Below are 20,912 nucleotides of genomic sequence, written 5' to 3' on the forward strand. Positions count from 1 at the left end.
CCACGGCGAAGTACCCGTGTACGTCTCGGAGCAATGGCCCCACGTTGTGGGGTTCTTTTGTCCGGAGGTTTTCCGTATGCGCAAAACTGACCAATTGAAGAAATCAGTCAATGATACTCGGGAGTGTCTGAGTCATACTAAATAACGTAAAGGGGGAAGCCCGGGAACATGAAATCAATAGCCGTGTTTTTTAAAGATTTGGCGGCGGCCGTAAAAAATCCGAAAGTGCTCATTCCGGTCATTGCCGTCATGTTTATTCCGATTTTGTACAGCGGCGTATATTTGGCGGCCTTTTGGGACCCCTACGGTCATCTGGACCAACTGCCGGTAGCGGTGGTCAACAAGGATAAAGGCGCCGAATTCAAAGGCAAGCAGCTCCACATCGGAGATGATTTGGTGGACGAACTGAAGAAAGGAAAGGACTTTGACTGGGAATTCGTCAGTGAAAAAGAAGCTGAGCAGGGAATCAAGGATAACCGCTATTATATGAAAATTACGATCCCCGAGGATTTTTCCAGCAAAGCGACGACGCTGATGGATGAAAATCCGCAGCCGGCCAGCATCGAATACGAGCCGAACGGAGACTACAACTTTGTGGCCTCCCAGATCGGCAATACGGCCGTTAAAGATATCAAGTCTAAAGTATCCGCGAAGGTAACGGAATCGTATACCGACAGCCTGCTGGACAATTTTACGGATGTTTCGGACGGTTTGGCTGAAGCCGGTGAAGGCGCAGGCAAGCTGCACAACGGTACCAACGATCTGGATGAAGGAGCCGTCAAGCTGAAGGAGAACCTCGGCAAGCTGGCCGCAGGCACACTTGAAGCGAAGGACGGCATGGGGCCGCTGGCCAAAGGGGCAAGTGACCTGACCAAAGGTGTTGGCGACCTGGAAGGCGGCGCCAAGCAGCTTGCCGGCGGGCTCAGCCAGCTGAGCAGCGCGCAGGGTCAGCTTACCGCTGGGGCCGTGTCGACCCAGAAGGGCGGCGAGCAGCTGTATCAAGGGCTGCAGTCCTCGCTCAAGGGAGCCCAAGACCTGAATGCCGGTCTGAAGAGCGCCGATGAGGGCGCAGCCGGACTGGAATCCGGCCTGAAGGCGTCGGAGAAGGGAAGCTCCGATCTGGCGAGCGGCCTTGAATCTTCCGCAGGCAGCGCTCAGAAGGTCGCCGACGGCGCCAAAGGCGTGGCCGACGGCTTGCAGCAGCTGGCCAAAGCGAGCCCTGAGCTCGCGGCAAACCCTGAGCTGCAGAAGCTGATCGCAGCCAGCCAGGCGGTAGCCGACGGCAGCGCCCAGCTCGCGCAGGGTCAGCAGCAGCTGGTCAGCGGGGCGAATTCGCTGCATGACGGCCAGAAGAAGCTGGCCAGCGGCGCTGCCCAGCTGCATTCGGGCACGCAGCAGCTCACCGCAGGCAGCGGACAGCTCGTACAAGGCCAGCAGCAGCTCGTGGCCGGCGCATCCAAGCTGAATGCCGGCCAGCAGCAGCTTACGGCCGGCCTGCAAACGTTCGGCCAGAAGCTGTCCGAAGCGGCCGGCGGCAGCCAGAGCCTGGTGGGCGGCGCCCAGCAGCTCCTGGCAGGATCCAGCCAGCTGCAGGGCGGCGTGAACAAGCTGGCCAGCGGGCTCGGAACACTTGCCGACGGTTCGCAGCAGCTGAACAACGGCGCAGGTGACCTGAAGAGCGGCATCAGCAAGCTGGAGGACGGTTCGAAGGAGCTGCAGACGAAGCTGACAGACGCGGCGGATAAAACCTCCGAGCTCAAGAAGACCGATGCGCTTGTGGAAATGTTCGCTTCCCCGGTGGATACGAAGGAAATCGATGACCGCAAGGTGCCGAACTACGGCACAGGCCTGACGCCATACTTCATGTCGCTCGGATTGTTCGTCGGAGCGCTCATTTCGACGCTGGTCATTTCGCTCAAAGGAACGACGGTTCCTGGCGCTTCCGGCTTCAGCCGGTTTGTCAGCCGCTCGCTTTCCTTCGCGGGCATGAGCTTGTTCCAGTCCGTGGTCGCGGCAGCGATCATTCTGTACGGACTGGGGCTGGAGGTTCGAAGCGTACCGCTCTTCTTCCTCTTCTCCTTTATTACGAGCTTGACGTTTATGTTTATCGTGCAGGCATTCGTCACCTGGCTGGATATGCCGGGACGCTTCCTGATCATCATCCTGCTGATTCTGCAGCTGGCAACCAGCGCCGGAACGTTCCCGCTGGAGCTGATTCCGGATTGGCTGAAGCCGCTGAATCCTTGGCTTCCGATGTCCCACAGCGTACTCGGATACAAGGCGATTATCGCCAGCGGAGATTTCGATCTGGTGTGGAAGCAGGCAGGCATCCTGGGTATCGACGCCGTAATTTTCCTTGCTTTGACCCTTGTCTACTTCCTGATCAAGGGCCGCAAGGCGAAGGAAGTTTCTGCAGAGCCGCAAACGGCTTAATTGCACTCGCGATAACCATCTATTCACAGGAGTTTCGGTTCTTCCAATCGAAGGACCGGAGCTCCTTTTCGCCTTATCACGCATAAGATGATACGGGTAGATTTCGGACATTGACGATATTGGGTATAATAAGAAGATACAGACAGGAATGAGGGTAGATAAAAAGATGATAATTCTGAAGACGAAAGACCAGATCAAGTACATGAAAGAAGCGGGCGAAATTTTGGCTGCCTGCCACCGTGAGATCCGCAAGATGATCGCTCCCGGCATCACCACTATAGAGATTGACCGTTTCGCAGAACAATTCATCCGCAAGCATGGGGCTACACCCGAGCAGAAAGGATACAACGGTTTTCCTTATGCGACCTGCACTTCGGTAAACGACGTGATCTGCCACGGCTTTCCGGGCAAAACGGTGCTGAAGGACGGGGATATCATTACCGTGGATATGGTGGTCAACCTGAAAGGCTGGCTGGCCGACTCTGCATGGTCCTATCCGGTCGGAAACATTTCCGAGCAGGCGCAGCGCCTGCTGGACGTGACGCATGAATCCCTGTACAAAGGAATCGAGAAGGCGGTCATCGGCAACCGGATCGGCGACATCTCGCATGCGATCCAGGTTTATGCCGAAGGTGAAGGCTTCTCGGTCGTACGCGATTTCATCGGCCACGGCATCGGGGAGGAAATGCACGAAGCGCCGCAGGTTCCCCACTACGGACCGGCGAATGTGGGTCCACGGCTGAAGGAAGGCATGGTGATTACGATCGAGCCGATGCTGAATACCGGAACATACCGGAGCAAGATGGACAGCGACGGCTGGACCGCCAGAACGCTGGACGGCGGACTTTCGGCCCAGTACGAGCACACCCTCGCGATTACCGCGAACGGTCCGGAGATTTTGACGGCACAGTAATCGAACTCCCTAGACGGCCTTCAGAAATACAAAAAGAGAAGCATCCTTGTGGTGCTTCTCTTTTTGTATGTGGAGCGCAAGCTATTTCAAATACACCGCAACGCAGATGATGATGGCCAGGACCACGGTCACCACGTACATGGAAGTCAGCTTGGACAGATTCTTCTTCGTGCGATGCTCGTATTCCGGGTTACGCTTCTTGTTTTCTGCGGAAAAACCGACCCAGAACGTCCCGACAGCAGCCAGCAGGGCGATGCCGATCACGACGATGTAAATCCACATATACAATCACCTTCCTTGATCCTTGGCTGTGCATGACAGGAACGCATTCTTTGCTTCATCATACCATGCACCGGTGGATCAGTGAACCCTTTGCTTGTACTTTCCGGAGTTCACCATCGTAATGGTGACGTCCACGTTTTTCAGCATATCCTCAGTCAAAATAAAATCGGACTGCTTGCTGAGCTCCCTCCATTTGCCAGGGTATTTCCGGTAAAGCTTGTCCTCCAGCATCAGCACGTCGGATTTCAGGGCAACGCCTTTTTTATAGCTCTCGATGACTTCCTTCTTGACCAGTTCAGCGGCCATTTTCTCCAGCGTCGACTCGGGTGTATCCTTGATGAGCAGATCTACGTAGGATTTTAGACCGATCCGGATATTGAAGTGTATTTTATCGTTCTCCAATTTGGGTTCGACGACAAAATGCGGCTTCATCAGAATCAGGGTGGCTACGGGAGTCTGACCGATAGGGATGTTGACGGGTGACCGTTCAAGCTGCCGCTGAATCCAGCGGGTTCCCCTCAGGTCATCCTCCGAAAGCCATCCGCGGAGCTCCCGGTTGTCAAAGAAATATGCGCCGGATACCCGGTGCATCGGGTGATCCTTTTTATCCTCATACCAGTCCTTATAGTCGATCGTCAACGAAGGAAGAATTGCTGTTCCGCTTGGTTCTCTCAGCTGGGCCAAAATTTTGAACTCGTAAATGGGCAGGATGAACGAACGCTGTGTATAAATCTGCTGCGGTGATTCCAATACGCTTTCCAGCGGAGAAAAATTCAGAATGGACTTCTCCGTCAAAATGTCTTGAATCGGATCTCTCGTCCCGTACAGCAGCACGTTATAGCGGATCTCCCGGAACCGGTTCAGCATGTCAAACACTTGGTCCATGCCATGCTTGAGCAGCCGCTCGGAACAAACGACCGCTTTCATATGGCCCCAAAATACACGGCGCTGGGCCGTCGAGTAGATGGACGTCAGCGATTCGGTCACGGTCTTCCCTTCTCCCGTACCGATCCAGATCGGCACGACTTTACCGACCTGGGCATTTTGGGATTGAGCAACATTCGAGAAGTTCAGCACCTGAATGTAGCTTTTATATTTTCCATCCACATAATCAAGTCCGATCGCCGTCACATAGGCCATATTCTGAATATCCTTGGAGTTCCAGCATCCCGGCAGGAGAAGCAGCAGCGCACAGCACACGATGGATAGCACCGTTCTTTTCATGTCGGAGATTCCCCTTGATGATCCGGATCCTGCGGATTCAGGAAGGAGGTGCGGCTTTTGACTTTATCCCACGGCAGACGGATGACCGAGTTGATAAAATCCTTGAACCGGAAAGGCGAAACCGGCGCAAGATAGGACTCTCCGAACGTCCGGAGACGGGATACGTAGATCAGCAGCAAAATCAAGCCGAGAATGAGACCGTACATGCCCAGAAACGAGGCGATCAGGAACAAGGTGAACCGGATAACACTGATGACCGACGTTAAGCTTTGGTTGACCAGGGTCGCGCCGGTGACGGTCGTAATGGCACCTACGACAACCGATGACGGAGAGACCAGCCCGGCACGGATGGCGGCGTCGCCGATGATGAGACCGCCAATGACGGTCAAGGTCTGGCCGATCGTGGTGGGCAGCCGGATGCCGGCCTCGCGGAAGATCTCAAACAGCAGGAGCAGCAGAAACAGCTCCATCTGAGCGGAAAAGGGCAGGCCCAGACGGGTCACTGAAATGGTCGCCAACATCCGGTATGGGAGCTGGTCCTGGTGAAATGCGGTCATGGCCACCCAGAATCCCGGAAGAGCCACGGACAAGACGAGACTGAGCACGCGAATCAGCCGCACGAAGGAGACATAAATGTAGTTAAAGTGGATGTCTTCCGGCGACTTCATGAGCAGGGACAGCGAGCCAGGACCCGTAAGCGCCATCGGATTGCCGTCTACGATGATGACAAATCTCCCGTTGATCAACGAGCTGACCGCGTAATCCGGCCGGCCCGTAAAATCGATTAACGGCAGCAGGGAGTACTTCGAGTCGGACAGCAGTTCCTCCAGCTGGCTCGCCGTATACAGTCCGTCCATGTCGATTTTGGACATTCGCTTTTTGACTTCCTCCAGAAGCTTCGGTGAGATGATGTCATCAATGTAAAGAAGCGATACGCGCGTCCGTGTTCGTCTGCCCATAATAAACGTCTCATTGCAGAGTGTTGTGCTGCGGAGCCGCTTGCGGATCAGCGCGACGTTTGTGCTGATATCTTCGGTGAAACCGTCTTTCGGACCTTTGACAGAAATTTCAGTGGTCGACTCTTCCGGGGTCCGCTTGGGCATGCTGCTGATGTCCATCGTATACAGCTCGTTGGTATGCGGGAGGAACAGGACGACACTCCCCTGAAAGACCGCTTCTTCCACCTCGCTGCTGGGCGCGTTGTGCTTTAGCGCGCTCAGCGGAAGTTTGCCTGCAAGCAGTTCGCCTTTTTTGGATGGAAGGCCGTCTTTCTCATACATGTCGTAGAGCTCCGGCAGAATGACTTTGCCGATCTGCGACGACTCGCACAGACCATCAGCAAAGACCAATACGATTTCCGAATAAGGATTGGATTTGCTGAGCCGATGCATTTGGACTTTAATATCTGCACTTTTCGCAAACAAATCGTTTAGCTTACTGAAATTCCAAAGCGTCGGATCCTCCGAGGGGTTGTCATCCTTTTGGTCTTTTTGGGACTTGTTATCATCCGTCTGGCCGTCTTCTGAAGTTTCGTTATCGGTATTTTCTTTTCTACTTTTTCCTTTGCCGTGCTCTGCATCTTCATCGTTTCTTTTATCCTTGTCATGCTCGGACCCGCTGTTGTCCTCGTTGTCATCTTCGGTGTCGTCCAGCGGTGCGCCATTTTCCTGGCCCGATTCTTCTGAAGACGGATCTTCCGATGAATGGTCGCGCCGTTTACCTTGATCCCCGCTTTTTTCGTGATCCTGGTCACGTTTATCACCATGCGGATGACCTTCTGATTTCTGGTCCTCTGCTGGTTCATTGCTCCCTTGGGGCATGTTATGTTTATTTTCAGTATCCGTCATGTCGTACGTTCCCTCCTTTTCTCCGGAATGAAGGACATGCCAACGCACAGCAGGGAATACGCGATTCCCAAGATCAGCGATGCCGGAAAATAATTCCGGTACATCATGTTATAAAAGTCCTGCTGGCTGTACGGAAACATGCACAGCACGATGTAACTGAACGTAAGGGCGAGAATAAATCGGTTCCGCATCGTTTGACTGGAGAAAGGCATAATATCCGCAAGCAAAAACAAGGATAGGCTGACCCGTACGGTTGACCCGGCAAGCCATTGATACACCGACAAAAAGTCCACATGTTCCACATAATCGCCGATTTTGACAAGCCGCCACTGCTCATAAGGGGACGTGGCCTGCTTGGCCGCTTCATACGGCCCGAATTCGGTGATGGCTCCTATAACGGGTCCCAGCGTAATCCAAACCATCAACAGCGCAAACACGACCATATGCCAGGGTTTCACATTCGACCGGATCCGGTGCTGCATCGTGACGATGACGATGAGTTCGATGAACGCACCTCCGGCATACAGCATGCCATGAACAGGTGGCGCCCAGCCGTGCTCCATCAAGGGGAACAGCAATTTGTAATTTTTGTGCGCCGTATTGGCAACCGAGACGAAAATCCCCAGGAAGACGACAAGAGGCAGCAGGACACCAGCTCCAATGGCCATGGAGCGCAGCCCGGTTTTTGCCATGTACAGGCAAACAAGCGCCAGTACGGTAACGAGCACCAGCTTCGGCGTGGCCGGCAGGTAATTGGTGATCGTCCAGGTGGAGGTATGAAGAAGCGTAAGGCCACCTATTAAATACAAATACAAGCATATCGGGGCCATGAGGACCCAGGAGATCCATGGTTTGGTCCGATCGGCAAGCCACGGCTGCAGCTTCCGGTTTCCGGATCTCTTCATGAACAAGACGAGCAGCAGCGACCAGGGCACGTAAAAGACCGCCGCCATGATGACGGAAACCCAGGCATCTCTGCCGGACGAGTCCAGAATCATGGGATTCACGATGACATGACTGGTCAGTCCATTCATTAACATGAGGATCATACAGATTTGGGAGAAACTCATTCGATTGACAGAACCCATCGCGCTTATCACTCTATTCCGGTTAGGCTTTGGTAAAGATTATGGATAGTATGGTAAAGAACGGTGGATTTTATGTATTTACATAGATCAAACAAAAGATTTGCATGGAACTTCTTGCTATATCGGCCCAGCAAAGGCCTATGAGATTCTTTAGTTCATTTTATGGACTTCCATATTTTCAAAAGTCCGTGTTGGAGTAGAAGGGTGAACACTGCTTTTATATAAAAAAAGACCGTGCCAATACCGGCACGGCCTGTTCCGATTATTTTATTCCTTCCGCAGCAGCGCTTCGCCTGCAATGCCCGGATTGGTCATTTGGTAAGGATCGAGGATGATGTTCAGCTCTTCTTCCGTCAGCACGTTGTACAGCAGGCACAGCTCCCGAACCGACTTGCCGGTCGTGATCGCTTCGCGCGCAATGCGGGAGACGACTTCGTAGCCGAGGTGCGGATTCAGTGCTGTAATGATGCCGACGCTGTTCTCGACATATTCCCTGCACCGCTCCACATTAGCCTGAATGCCCTCGACGCAGTGCTCGCGGAACACCCGGAAGCCCTGATTCATAATTTCCAGCGATTGCAGCAGGTTGTAGACGAGAACCGGCTCCATGACGTTCAGCTCCAGCTGGCCGGCTTCGGATGCCAGGCAGATCGTATGGTCGTTACCGATCACCTGGAACGCGATTTGGTTGATAACCTCGCACATGACCGGATTGACCTTCCCCGGCATAATGGAGGAACCCGGCTGGCGTGAAGGGAGAGAAAGTTCCCCAAGTCCTGCCCGTGGGCCGGAAGCCATCAGCCGGATATCGTTGGCGACTTTGGACATGTTCATCATGCAAATTTTTAAGGCGGCGGACACCTCGGTGTAGGCGTCGGTATTCTGTGTGGCATCGACAAGATGATCCGCTGCCTGCACCGGAAAACCGCTGAGCTCTGCCAGAATTTCAGCCACGCGCTTGATGTAGGTCAAATCGGCATTGAGGCCTGTGCCGACCGCTGTGGCGCCCATGTTGATATGCAGCAGGTTGTTCTTGGTGGCTTTGACCCGCTCAATGTCACGGCCCAGCACGCGGGCGTATGCCTGGAATTCCTGCCCGAGACGGATCGGAACGGCGTCCTGCAGATGGGTTCGGCCCATCTTGATCACCGCGTCAAACTCGTTGGCTTTATCGACGAAGGCCTGATGCAGATCGGTCATGGTGGCCACGAGCTTGTCAATCATGGTCAGTGTCGCCAGATGGACGGCGGTCGGAAACGAATCGTTGGTCGATTGGGCCATGTTGACATGGTTGTTCGGGCTGATGTCGGCGTAGCTGCCTTTTTCCTTGCCCATCAATTCCAATGCTCGGTTCGCAATTACTTCGTTCGTATTCATATTTATCGATGTACCGGCGCCGCCTTGGATCGGATCCACGATAAATTGGTCGAGCCACTCACCGCCAATGATCTCATCTGCGGCTTGTACAATGGCCTCACCTTTGGCTGGAAGCAGCCGTTTAATTTCCATATTAGCCAATGCTGCAGCCTTTTTGACCATGGCCATCGACCGGATCAGTTCAGGATGCAGACGCTGTCCGGTAATCGGAAAGTTCTCCTTTGCGCGTAGGGTTTGAATGCCGTAGTATGCATGGTTGGGAACTTCTTTGGTGCCTAGAAAATCTTTTTCCAATCTCATGAAAATCAATCCTCCGGGTATCTGTACTGGATAAGTCAAAGAGCCGCATGTAAACGCTGTGATTTGTCGGACTCGCTACCATTATACGCTGGTTGTCTTGAAATTTGCTAGTTTATTGTCAACGAGGGGTGTAAAGATCATTCATTTGTCCACTGAAAACGGACGATACGGACCTGGGGGACGGTGAATGACTTACTTTTACATACATACGTTTGACCCTTGTATTGGTGGCAAGGCTTACATAGAAGGAGCTTTTACACTTCGCACAGCTTGGCATAAAAAAGAGGAGGCGTATCATGTTCATAGTCTGGCAGTCGGTGGTTGTAGCGCTGGCAGGCCCGAGTCTCCGGAGGAGAGGAACATGTTCAGAGAAGTCATTGACAATGCCGACCAACCGATGACAAAGGATCGTCTTCATTAACATACCCGGAGGATGAGTGTTTATGATTCGTCACATCGAAGAATTGGTGAACAAGCCAAAAAGCCCGGGTAGGCGAACAAGCATACCCGGGCTTCTCTATAATATAAGCATATAAATCGGTTAAACGGAATGCGGAACCTTCACGTCAGGATTTACGTCGGCTTCATAATCGACGCCATCCGTCTCAAAGCCGAACAGCTGGAAGAATTCGCGGCGGTACCCATGAAGATCGGTCAGATCATAGATGTTGTCCGATGTGATGCTGTTCCAGATGTCGGCGACTTCAGCCTGCACATCTTCGCGGAGCTCCCAGTCGTCGATGCGGATTCTGCCTACTTCATCCACAGGCGTTTCGCCGCCGGTATACAGACGGTCGGTAAACAGGCGGTAGGTCTGCTCGATGCATCCTTCGTGGATGCCTTTTTCTTTCATGACCTTGTACAAGGCGGAGATATACAGCGGTACGACCGGGATCGCCGAACTGGATTGGGTCACCAGCCCTTTGCTGACAACGACATAAGCGCGTCCGTTTTTGGCCGCCAGCTGGTCGTTCAGCTTCAGCGCAGTGGCTTCCAGGTGATCCTTGGCTTTGCCGATGGAGCCTTCCCGGTACACGGCCTGGGTGATGTCCGATCCGATGTAGGAGAAGGAAATGGTGGCGGCTCCGTCGGCCAGCACGCCGCCCTGCTCCAGCGCATCGATCCACAGCTGCCAGTCGTCCCCGCCCATGACAGCAACCGTACCGCGGACTTCTTCTTCCGTAGCGGGTTCAATGGTCACTTCGCTGATTTCGCCGGTGTGGAAGTTGACGGTTTTATTCGTATAGGGCTTGCCCAGCGGTTTAAGGGTGGAATTGTACACTTCGCCGGTGACCGGATCGGTTCTCCGGGCGGATGCCACACTGTACACCACCAGGTCGACCTGACCGAGTTCGGAACGGATCAATTCCACCGTTTTCTCCTTCGTTTCAGTCGAGAAGGCGTCCCCTGTCACGCTGAAAGATTTTAGCCCGGCCGCTTCAGCTGCTTGTTCAAACGCGGCGGAATTGTACCATCCGGCGGAGGCTGTCCGTTTCTCGGAACCGCTGCTTGGGCGGTATACGCCTACGGTATTCGCTCCGGCTCCGAATGCAGCTGTGATGCGTGCCGCCAAGCCATAGCCGGTCGACGCGCCGATCACGAGCACGTTTTTCGGCCCTTGGACGGCCGGCTTGGATTTGACGTAATCGATTTGGGCCTGGACCTGAGCAGCGCAACCTACAGGATGTGCCGTCGTGCAGATAAAGCCCCGGGTTCTTGGTTTGATGATCATGTGAATGATTATCCTCTCTTTGTTAAAGTAAAGTATCGTTTGTTTGGATTCAGGTTTATGTATCCCATACGGGCAGCCATGAGGAAACTCCTTTAATGATATTATATCTAAAAACCGAAATACAAGGGTTTAAGCGGTGAATGGTAGAAGCGGAGAGAATTTCGGGATGTCTACCCATTTGACAATGAGAATCATTATCAAGTAAGATGGGTACAGTCCGGAAATCACGGAGCCGACATGAGGCGATGATTCCGCAGGAATACAGCAATCATATCGATTGACGGGAGGAACCACCTATGTTTATTCAATTGAGAACCATGGCTGTGCAAAAAGGGTACAGCGAACAGGTTGCGGCCAGATTCACCAAGGACGGCCCGATGGACGAGATGAACGGATTGATCGACAGAACGGTCATGGTCAATACCAGAGGAAGAGAGCAGGACGAAGTCGTCGTCATGATCCGCTGGGAGTCCCAGGAAGATTGGAAAAATTGGGAGAAAAGCGACGCGCATCTTCAAGGTCATCGCGACAAGAAGGGCCAGGAGCCGCCAGCCTATATGATCAGCACAACTGTCAAAATGTATGAAGTGCAGGCTGTGAAGCCGGGCAAGGCTTCTTCCAGCACCAATTAATATCGGGAACCAAGAAAAAACCGCCACTAATGGCGGTTTTTTGTAGTCTTCATGATTATTCTGGGGCGTTCTCTCCGGCCGTCTCTGCAGTTGCTGCACGGTTTCTGCGCCCGTAAATCCGGTACAGTACAATCCCGAACAGCGTTCCCGCCAGCGACATGCCGGAAATCGTCAGAAACAGTGTCCTCCCGCCGAATGCCTCATACAGCGCGCCGCCTGCAAAGGAAGCGATAATGCCGGAAACCCCGAAGAACAGCAGCGCCAGCACCGTCTGCCCGGTTGCCCGCCATTCGACCGGAACGATGCGGTACAGGTACTGAATGGCGGCGGAATAAAACACCGGAAAGGTGAGCAGCTGCAGTAACTGCAAATAGGCGAGGAGATGCGGGTCCTCAATCCAGGCCGATGCGAAAAAGCGTATAAAGTAAAAGAATCCTGAAAAGGCGATCAGCATCAGCTCGCTGCCTTTGCGAAGCCACCAGAAGCTCAAGGCGAACACGACGATCTCGCTTCCGGCTGCCAGAAACCAGGCTTGTCCCACCAGGCTGGCCTTCCCGCCCAGCTCCTTGATGTAAACTCCTAAATAAGTATCGTTCATCCGCGCGGGGATCGAGCTGATAAAGACCAGGATGAGAAAGAGCAAAGTTTCTCTGCTGCTGAGAAAATGCTTCAGGCTGGAAAGGGTGACCGGTTTGCCCGACACCGGAGCGTCCGGCATGAACAGCGTAATGACAAAGCTGACCAGGCCAATGGCCGCAAACAAATACGCCAGGCTGTGCGCGCCGAACGATGTCATGATATAGCCTGCGAACAATGACATCACTGCATAGCCAAGCGCCCCATAGGTGCGGAGCGAGCCGTAGCTGATCCCCGCCGATTCGGCGACGCGGAAGTTCAAGCTCTCCGTCAGCGGATCGACCGGCATTAGAAAAAAGTAGGTGAGCATGGCAAACAGGATGATCAGGCTGTACGTTCCGGTATGGTACAGGACAAAGCCGGTCATGATAGCGCAAACAAGAAGGAGCAGCAGCACTTTCCGGATCGTTTTGGTCCGGTCGCTGATCATCCCCCACAGCGGCTGGGCCACAATCGTGATAAATCCTCCTGTACCGACGATGAAGCCGATCTGGGAAGGCGATAGTCCCTGCTCATCAAAATATACGGGGAGAAACGGAATGAAAATGGCCAGCAGGGCGAAAAACAGAAAATTAAACGCTTTAACAGGAGCGGAAGTTCTCATGGGTACAATAGATCCCCTCACGTCATTTTGGAAATAAGTTGAATTGCGTTAGGACATTGTATCATGAATCTATCATTTTCTAAATCACCGATTTGTCACGGAAGGGGCGGACGTAGTATGGTAGACTAGAGTTACAGACTTCAACAACAGCGGGGGAAATGATGATTAAATTGGTATCTTGGAACGTGAACGGGCTTAGGGCCTGTGTCAATAAAGGTTTTATAGAATATGTAAAGCAAGTGGACGCGGACATCTTCTGCGTGCAGGAGACGAAGCTCCAGGAAGGGCAGATCTGCCTGGACGGCATGGACGAGTATTATCAATACTGGAACTACGCCGAGAAGAAAGGCTATTCCGGTACCGCCGTCTTTACCAAGCAGAAGCCGTTGTCCGTGTACTCCGGGCTGGAAGAGGACGGGGAGCCGGAAGGGAGAATCCTTACGCTCGAGTACGAAGGCTTTTACTTGGTCAACGTGTATACGCCCAACGCGCGCCGCGATCTGTCGAGACTGGATCTCCGGCTGGAATGGGAGGACCGGTTCAGAAGCTACATTCAGCAGCTGGATGCGCGAAAGCCTGTCATCATTTGCGGGGATCTAAACGTCGCCCATCAGGAAATCGACCTGAAGAATCCGAAGTCGAACCGTGAAAACTCGGGTTTTACTCCTCAGGAACGCGGCAAAATGACTGAACTGCTGAATACGGGGCTGATCGATACGTTCAGACATTTTTACCCGGAGCAGGAAGGCGCGTATACCTGGTGGTCCTACATGCCCAAAATCCGTGAGCGGAACGTGGGCTGGCGGATCGACTATTTTCTCGTATCGGAACGGCTTGCCCCGTCCCTGATTGACGCTCAGATCGATCATCTGATCCTGGGGAGCGATCATTGTCCGGTGAAGCTGCTGATGGACGAAACGAAGCTGTAAACGGTGGATCTTGTCCTTGTAATCCGTCATCCCTTGGCTCACTGCGGCAATCAACATGATCAGACATTGCAGCGGTGAGTGAGGGGCATGATCCCACTTTTTAATACCACCCACAAAGATAGGGTGTTGACAATCCGGTAAACCGTATGCTAATTTATTTCTATAAATTTAGAAATACGAAATCAGGAAGGAGGAGGGGAATATGAACGAAGATGTGGAGTCCAAGCAAGCCGTAAAAATATACAAGGCACTGGGCGAACCGACTCGTTTGAAAGTGGCGATGATCCTTTCCCGGGAAGGTGAAGCCTGCTGTTCCACGCTTGGGACCAAGCTGGAAACTGTAGCGGACTCCACGCTGTCCCATCATCTGAAGCAGCTGGCAGAGAGCGGTCTGCTGGATTCGCGTAAGGAAGGCACCTTCATTTTCTACTGCCTGAACCGTGAGGTTGCGCAGAAATATGCGCCATTTCTGTTGAACTAATTTTTTTTGTCCTTTATTTCTATGATTGTAGAAATACGAAAATATTATTCAAAGGAGTTTGATTGCATTTATGACCAGCACCTGGAAGATTTACATTTTGGCCATTATCAGCTTTTTGGTAGGTACCTCGGAATACATCGTTTCCGGTATTTTGGATAAAATTGCGGATTCGATGGGCATTACAGTCGTTGCCGCGGGTCAGCTGATTACCGTGTTCTCGCTGACATACGCGATCGCTACGCCTGTTCTCATGGCCCTGACGGCAAGGTGGGACCGTCGCAGGCTGATGATCACGGCCCTTGGCATTTTCGTTGTCGCCAACATCTTGTCGTTCGTGCTGCCCGGATATGAACTGCTGCTGGCGTCACGTATACTGATGGCTCTTGGTGCAGGGATGGTCGTCGTCACGGCGCTTAGCATCGCCGCCAAAATTGCGCCTGAAGGTAAACAGGCTGGCTCTTTGGCCACCGTCATCATGGGCTTTACAGCTTCGCTCATCATCGGTGTGCCGCTCGGAAGAATGGTCGCGGCTGCTTTTGGCTGGAAAGCGGTATTTATCGGGATTGCTCTGCTCGGCATTGTCGCAATGCTCATCATTTCAGTGACCATCCCGCGGATTCAGGGAGACGCGCATGTGCCACTTCGGCAGCAGTTTTCCCTTCTGAAAAATCCAAGAGTTGCGCTGGGCCTGTCTATCAGTTTCTTTTGGCTGGGCGGCTACTCGGTGGCTTACACGTATTTGTCCCCTTATTTGCTTCAAATATCCGGATTGCAGGAGAGCCTGCTGAGCACGGCCTTGTTAGCTTTTGGTATCGCCAGCCTGGTCGGCTCAAAAGTGGGAGGCTTCAGTGCGGATAAGAAAGGAGTGACCTTCACCCTATTGAGCGGGATGACTCTTCATGTGATCGCTCTTATTCTGCTCAGTCTGGCCGGCCACTCGGCGTTCGCCGTGTTCGCCATCCTGATCTTGTGGTCATTCGCCGCATGGTCGACAGGACCGGCACAGCAGTACAATCTGGTGACGATCAAGCCGGAATCCTCCGGTGTCATGCTGGGGCTCAACCAATCGATGATGCAGCTGTCCATGGCGGCCGGCGCCGGCATCGGCGGCGTAGTCGTCTCGGGCGTCTCGCTGTCGGCGGTTACATGGATCGGGGCCGTCGGGGTACTGGTTGCGATGCTGGCGCTGCTCGGCTTGAATCAGCTGTCCGCACGGCGAAAGGTTGCGGCGACGGAATAAAGGAACGGGTCTTCCACTCGCATGGAGCAGAAAAACTGCGTTTATATCTAAAAAAGAAAGCGGCCAGTCCTCTATAGGGACTGACCGCTTTTGTATTTTAAACCCACTTGCCTGCGCGGAACACCGGCTCGACGGTGCCGTCCGGCAGTTCACCGTCAATGTCCAATTGGTCCGAACCGATCATGAAATCGACATGCGTCAGGCTGACGTTGCCGCCTTTGGCGAGCAGCTCCTCTTTGCTCAGCTTGGTTCCGCCCTCGATATTGACCGGATAGCAGCTTCCAAGCGCGAAATGGCAGGAAGCATTTTCGTCCACGCCCGTATTGTAGAAGACACGGTTCATGAGCGAAATCGGGGAGTCATGAGGCACCAGCGCCATCTCGCCGAGGTAGGACGCGCCTTCATCCGTTTCCAGCAGCGATGTCAGGTGCTCGCGGCCCGATACGGCATCGTATTCCGTCACTTTTCCGTCTTTGAAGGTTAACTTGATGCCGTCCACCAGCCGGCCGTTCAGGTTGAGCGGAAGCGTGCTGGATACCGTTCCGTTGACTCCGGTCCGCAGGGGCATCGTGTAGATTTCCTCCGTCGGCATGTTCGCCACAAAATACACGCCGTCCTCCTTCAAATCCCCGCCGCCGAGCCACAGATGCCCTTCCGGCATCTCGACCCGCAGGTCGGTTCCTGGAGCACGGTAGTGCAGGCTCTTATACCGCTTGTCGTTCATGTACTGCTGCCGTTTTTTCAGCTCGGCGATATGATCCCGCCAAGCCGCGACGGGATCCCCGCTGTCGACGCGGTTCATGCGGAATACGGCTTCCCACATAGCCGGGACGCGTTCTTCCTCCGGCAAATCGGCGTAAACCTTGTTCGCCCAGGCGCGGGTCGGCGCCTTGATCAGCGACCAGCTGACCTTGTTGCTGCGTACGTAGGCCTGATATTTCTCGCGGGCCACCGCCGCCGCTTTCACGGCCGTCGATACTTTGGCGGAATCGATGCCGCGGAACAGCTCAGGGTCGGGCACCTTGATGTGCAGTACCGCGCCGCCGCCTTCGGCGAGCTGCTCCATCATGTCGGCCTGCCACTTCGGATAATAAGCGAACGAATCGTCAGGCGCTTGTTCATACCGGATGCGGGTCACCTTCTCGTCGTCCCAATCGACCTGAACATATTTGGCGCCAGCCTCATAAGCTTTGGACACGATCTGCCGTGTGAAATCTACGGTTTCCAGCGGGGATTGCACAAGCAGCACCTGGCCGGGCTGGATGTTCACCCCGACCTTGATGACCAGTTCGGCGTATTTCTCCAGCATTTGTTCAAAATGATCCATGATTCAAGTTCCTCCATCGTATGTGAAATGGCATTCCTGCCGAGAAAAGAATGTCTGTCTACCAGTGTATCTCTATCCATTTCCATGATGCAAGCTTATTGGGGCTTCCCGTCTTTTTCGAAAAACTTTTTTGCATGCCTGCCGGAGTTTAGGTTTTTTTAAGATTCGGCTGATATCGTGTTTGTCATATGAAGGAAGGGAGAATGGACATGAACAAAGCGGTAAAAAACGTGCTGATCATTTGCGGATGCGTCATTGTGATCGGCGCGGGGGGGACCTATTTTTATCAAAAAAACGCCAGCGCGACGAAAACGGAAACGGCGACCATTACATATGCCGTCGAGAGGGGCGACTTGTCCAAAACCGTAACGTCCTCCGGCAATGTGGAAGCACCCGAATCGGTGAACCTGAGCTTCAGCGGAAACTCCAAAGTGACCAAGGTCAACGTAAGCGTCGGGGAAGCAGTGAAAAAGGGGCAGCTGCTTGCAGCGATGGATGCAACGGCGCTGCAAAACGAGCTGCTGTCAGCCCAGGCGAAGTATGACAGTGCCGTGGCGAAGCTGGACAGCATCCAGGCTGGAACGGACTCGGCTACCTTAAGCGAACAAAAAGCCCAGGTGTCCAAGGCGCAGTCCGACCTGGAGAATGCCAAGACGGCGCTTACGAACGCAAAAAAGGCGGCCAATGCATCGTACCTGCAGGCACAGGTGGACAAGGCCAAGGCTGCCGTCATCAGCACGCAGGCCAAGCTGGACGAAGCGAAGAAGGGGACGGACCCGTCCCAGATTTTATTCGCTCAAGTCGCGGCGGATAATGCCCAGAATGCTTATAAACAAGCGGTATCGCAGCAGAGCAATCTGGATCAGCTGAACGAAGCGGTTACCAATGCCGAATCACAGGTGGATAGCGCGTCCCGCGCCTATGATCAGGCGGTTTCGCAGCTGGCCAAGCTGCAGGAAGGGCCGGCTGAAAGCGACGTGGCCAGTGCCAAAGCCGACGTGGCCATGGCACTTGCTGCCTTAAACGACGCCAAGGCCAACGCAGCCGGGGCCAAAATTTATGCGCCGTATGACGGCATCATTTCCGCCGTGAACGCCAAGGTTGGGGAGACGGTTGCCGGCGACGCTGCTTCGGCCATCTCCATGTACTCAACCGGCGGAAGCTTCCGGATTTCGGCCTCCATCGACGATACCGATATCACCGATGTGAAGGTCGGCCAGGACGTAAATATAACATTTGACGCGCTCACGGGCGTAACGCTGAAAGGCAAAGTCGTGTCCAAGGCGGTGCTCGGGGAAGCGCAGACCAGCGGCGTCGTAACGTTCCCGGTCGGCATTGAAATCACAGCGGGTCAAGATAACGCAGACAAGCTGATTCCGGGTATCAGCGCGACGATTGCCATTATTACCGACGGTAAGAAGGATGTATTGAAAGTTCCTGATGCGGCGATCAAGTCGTTTGGCGGACGGAAAATCGTCATGGTCGACAAAGGCGGCAAAGAGGAGCAGGTGGAAATTACAACCGGCCTTGATGACGGGGCTAATTCCGAAGTGCTGACCGGATTGTCCGAGGGCGACAAAGTAACCATTACGATGACGACGACAAAGACAAGCACCGGAACGAGCCAGGGAACTATGGGCGGCTTTGGCGGCATGGGCGGTATGGGCGGCTTCGGAGGCATGAACGGAGGCGGCGAGATGCGGCAGTTCAACCGCGGCGGCGGTACGGGTGGAACCGGAGGAACTGGCGGAGGCGGAGCACGCAGCGGCGGCATGGGAGGTGGAGGACAGTGATCACCTTTGATCAAGTGAAGAAAATTTATGCATCGGGCGAGAACGAGGTCCAGGCGCTGAAGGGCGTTACCCTTCAAATCGATGAGCGCGAGTTTGTCTCCATTATGGGACCGTCTGGTTCAGGAAAATCGACCATGATGAACGTGATCGGCTGTTTGGATAAACCGACTTCCGGCAAGTACATGCTGGACGGCATCGACATCGGCTCGGCATCGGCCAAGCAGCTGTCGGAGGTGCGCAACCGCAAGATCGGTTTTGTCTTTCAAAACTTTAACCTGCTCAAGCGAACCTCCGCCATTGAAAACGTCGAGCTTCCGATGCTGTATGCGGGCAAAAACAAAAAGGAGCGGCGGGAGAAGGCCGAGTACTGCCTTGAGCTGGTCGGCCTGAAAACCCGGATGCATCACAAGCCGAATGAGCTCTCCGGGGGACAGCAGCAGCGGGTGGCTATTGCCCGCGCCTTGAGCAACGACCCCGCCATTATTTTGGCGGACGAGCCGACGGGCAACCTGGATACGGCATCATCCGAGGAAATCATGGGCATATTCCGGAGACTGAACGAAAAGGGGCATACAATCGTCATCGTCACCCACGAACCGGACATCGCCGCCCATACGAAACGGGTCATTTGGTTTCGCGATGGCCTGATCGAGACGGACCGGCTGAATACGGAGCGTGAGCGGGTATGAATGTGGGGGAACTGCTGCGCATTTCAATCCGAAGCTTACGGTCCAACATGCTGCGCTCCTTCCTGACGATGCTTGGAATCATCATCGGCGTGGCGACCGTCATTGCCATGATTTCCATCGGTCAGGGAACGAGCAAGCAGGTGACGAGCCAAATCCAAAGCCTGGGTTCCAATCTGATCACGGTTACCGCAGGCTCGGGGTCGTCAACAGGCACAGCGGCAGGAGGCAGCCAAGGCGGAAGCACGGGCACACTGAACATTTCGGACGCTGACCCGATCTCCAAAATCGATACCGTGAAGTACGTCGCGCCGGTCTCGCAGGTGAGCGCGCAGCTGCTGAACGGATCGAACACGGCCTCCGCCACGATCATCGGCTCGACGCCGGGTTATGCCGACATCAAATCGTGGGAGACGGACATCGGACGTTTCTTTACCGAGGATGAAGTCAATGACCGGGCAAAGGTCGTGGTCCTTGGCGCAACGACGGCGGAAACGCTGTTTGGTGAAGCGGGCTTCGATGCGGTCGGCAGCATGATCAAAATCAACAACATCCCGTTTCGGGTCATCGGTGTGCTCAAAGCTAAGGGTTCTTCGGGTACGGTTGACCAGGACGACACCGTCATCGCGCCGATCACGACGATTCAGTCCCGGTTTCAGACCGGGAGCTCCCGGAGCAGTGTCCGGCAAATTTTAGTCGAAGCCAAATCTACCGACGTGATCAACAGCACCATGGCGCTGATCCAGTATACGATGCGCCAAAGCCATAAACTTGGCGGGGCCGACGATGATTTCAGGGTTCAAAGCCAGGAGGATGTCATGTCCTCCGCCGAAAGTGTCACCAAAACGCTGACCCTCTTTCTAGGCGGCGTGGCGGCGATATCCCTGCTCGTCGGCGGAATCGGCATCATGAACATCATGCTGGTGTCCGTTACCGAACGGACGCGGGAGATCGGTATCCGGAAGGCGATCGGGGCCAAGGAAGGGACGATTCTATCGCAGTTTCTGTTTGAATCGGTCACCTTGGCTATCCTGGGCGGTGTGATCGGCGTCATCCTTGGCTTCGGCGGCTCCAAGTTCGTCGGCAAGCTGATGGACGTGACCACCGCGGTGTCTATGAACTCCGTGCTGCTTGCCGTCGGGTTCTCGGCCTGCATCGGCATCGTATTCGGCGTATTCCCGGCAAGACAGGCGGCGAAGCTGGATCCGATCGAGGCGCTTCGGTACGAATAGGCCGCTATTTGTGACCGACGGATTTATGTGAACCGGATATCAACCGACTCAAGAACATTACATCTTGGGTAGAAAAAAGGGCATTTCACCGAATGATGTTCGGCGGAATGCCCTCTTGCCATTTTTTGAAGCCGTTACCGGCGTATTTGTGCTGCC

17 protein-coding genes are annotated in these 20,912 nt (G+C 54.1%); 9 read left to right on the forward strand and 8 right to left on the reverse strand.

What is annotated here, in order from left to right; translation table 11 throughout:
* Window positions 1–168 precede the first annotated feature (168 nt).
* Both KI379_RS08925 and map read left to right on the forward strand, forming a co-directional pair.
* Complete coding sequence (locus tag KI379_RS08925) at window positions 169–2,433, forward strand: YhgE/Pip domain-containing protein (RefSeq protein WP_212983336.1); 2,265 nt, start codon at window positions 169–171, stop codon at window positions 2,431–2,433.
* Between the two features lie 166 nt (window positions 2,434–2,599).
* Entirely contained in the window at window positions 2,600–3,346 is a 747-nt protein-coding gene (gene map, locus KI379_RS08930) for a type I methionyl aminopeptidase (protein WP_076169476.1), read from the forward strand.
* Between the two features lie 81 nt (window positions 3,347–3,427).
* On the opposite strand, the gene KI379_RS08935 is transcribed toward map, so the two are convergent.
* From KI379_RS08935 to fabV, 6 genes are all read right to left on the reverse strand, one after another.
* Entirely contained in the window at window positions 3,428–3,628 is a 201-nt protein-coding gene (locus KI379_RS08935; RefSeq protein ID WP_076167546.1) for a hypothetical protein, read from the reverse strand.
* Between the two features lie 78 nt (window positions 3,629–3,706).
* Window positions 3,707–4,852, reverse strand: a complete 1,146-nt coding sequence (locus KI379_RS08940; RefSeq protein WP_212983337.1) for a Ger(x)C family spore germination protein — start codon at window positions 4,850–4,852, stop codon at window positions 3,707–3,709.
* Complete coding sequence (locus KI379_RS08945; protein ID WP_244879225.1) at window positions 4,849–6,699, reverse strand: spore germination protein; 1,851 nt, start codon at window positions 6,697–6,699, stop codon at window positions 4,849–4,851. The genes KI379_RS08940 and KI379_RS08945 overlap by 4 nt, the downstream gene beginning before the upstream one ends.
* On the reverse strand, window positions 6,696–7,787 hold the full coding sequence (locus tag KI379_RS08950) for an endospore germination permease (RefSeq protein ID WP_212983338.1): 1,092 nt from the start codon (window positions 7,785–7,787) through the stop codon (window positions 6,696–6,698). Before KI379_RS08950 ends, KI379_RS08945 begins: the two co-directional genes overlap by 4 nt.
* A 267-nt stretch (window positions 7,788–8,054) precedes the next feature.
* Window positions 8,055–9,464, reverse strand: a complete 1,410-nt coding sequence (gene aspA / locus KI379_RS08955; protein WP_076167538.1) for an aspartate ammonia-lyase — start codon at window positions 9,462–9,464, stop codon at window positions 8,055–8,057.
* Window positions 9,465–10,005: 541 nt separating this feature from the next.
* Window positions 10,006–11,196, reverse strand: a complete 1,191-nt coding sequence (fabV, locus tag KI379_RS08960) for an enoyl-ACP reductase FabV (protein WP_076167533.1) — start codon at window positions 11,194–11,196, stop codon at window positions 10,006–10,008.
* A 296-nt stretch (window positions 11,197–11,492) separates the two neighbouring features.
* Between fabV and KI379_RS08965 the strand changes: the two genes are divergently transcribed.
* Complete coding sequence (locus KI379_RS08965) at window positions 11,493–11,828, forward strand: antibiotic biosynthesis monooxygenase (protein WP_076167530.1); 336 nt, start codon at window positions 11,493–11,495, stop codon at window positions 11,826–11,828.
* Window positions 11,829–11,883: 55 nt separating this feature from the next.
* On the opposite strand, the gene KI379_RS08970 is transcribed toward KI379_RS08965, so the two are convergent.
* Window positions 11,884–13,068, reverse strand: a complete 1,185-nt coding sequence (locus KI379_RS08970) for an MFS transporter (protein WP_145134593.1) — start codon at window positions 13,066–13,068, stop codon at window positions 11,884–11,886.
* A 164-nt stretch (window positions 13,069–13,232) separates the two neighbouring features.
* On the opposite strand from KI379_RS08970, the gene KI379_RS08975 reads away from it, so the two are divergent.
* The 3 genes from KI379_RS08975 (at window position 13,233) to KI379_RS08985 (ending at window position 15,718) form a co-directional block, all read left to right on the forward strand.
* Entirely contained in the window at window positions 13,233–13,997 is a 765-nt protein-coding gene (locus KI379_RS08975; RefSeq protein ID WP_076169474.1) for an exodeoxyribonuclease III, read from the forward strand.
* Between the two features lie 202 nt (window positions 13,998–14,199).
* Window positions 14,200–14,478: an ArsR/SmtB family transcription factor gene (locus KI379_RS08980; RefSeq protein ID WP_076167525.1), complete on the forward strand. Its 279-nt coding sequence runs from the start codon at window positions 14,200–14,202 to the stop codon at window positions 14,476–14,478.
* A 70-nt stretch (window positions 14,479–14,548) separates the two neighbouring features.
* Window positions 14,549–15,718: an MFS transporter gene (locus KI379_RS08985; protein WP_089546702.1), complete on the forward strand. Its 1,170-nt coding sequence runs from the start codon at window positions 14,549–14,551 to the stop codon at window positions 15,716–15,718.
* A gap of 97 nt (window positions 15,719–15,815) precedes the next feature.
* Here KI379_RS08985 and KI379_RS08990 read toward each other — a convergent pair whose 3' ends face one another.
* Complete coding sequence (locus tag KI379_RS08990; protein WP_212983339.1) at window positions 15,816–17,045, reverse strand: aminopeptidase; 1,230 nt, start codon at window positions 17,043–17,045, stop codon at window positions 15,816–15,818.
* 209 nt (window positions 17,046–17,254) lie between these two features.
* Between KI379_RS08990 and KI379_RS08995 the strand changes: the two genes are divergently transcribed.
* Genes KI379_RS08995 through KI379_RS09005 form a run of 3 tightly spaced genes read left to right on the forward strand, consistent with a single transcriptional unit; the run spans window position 17,255 to window position 20,756 of the window.
* The gene (locus KI379_RS08995; protein ID WP_212983340.1) at window positions 17,255–18,838 is read left to right on the forward strand and encodes an efflux RND transporter periplasmic adaptor subunit; all 1,584 of its coding nucleotides are present in this window, start codon (window positions 17,255–17,257) and stop codon (window positions 18,836–18,838) included.
* Window positions 18,835–19,527, forward strand: a complete 693-nt coding sequence (locus tag KI379_RS09000) for an ABC transporter ATP-binding protein (RefSeq protein ID WP_076167516.1) — start codon at window positions 18,835–18,837, stop codon at window positions 19,525–19,527. The genes KI379_RS08995 and KI379_RS09000 overlap by 4 nt, the downstream gene beginning before the upstream one ends.
* Complete coding sequence (locus tag KI379_RS09005; RefSeq protein WP_076167513.1) at window positions 19,524–20,756, forward strand: ABC transporter permease; 1,233 nt, start codon at window positions 19,524–19,526, stop codon at window positions 20,754–20,756. Before KI379_RS09000 ends, KI379_RS09005 begins: the two co-directional genes overlap by 4 nt.
* Window positions 20,757–20,912: the final 156 nt, after the last annotated feature.

Source organism: Paenibacillus cineris (genome assembly GCF_018333335.1).
GTDB lineage: Bacteria > Bacillota > Bacilli > Paenibacillales > Paenibacillaceae > Paenibacillus_AQ > Paenibacillus_AQ favisporus.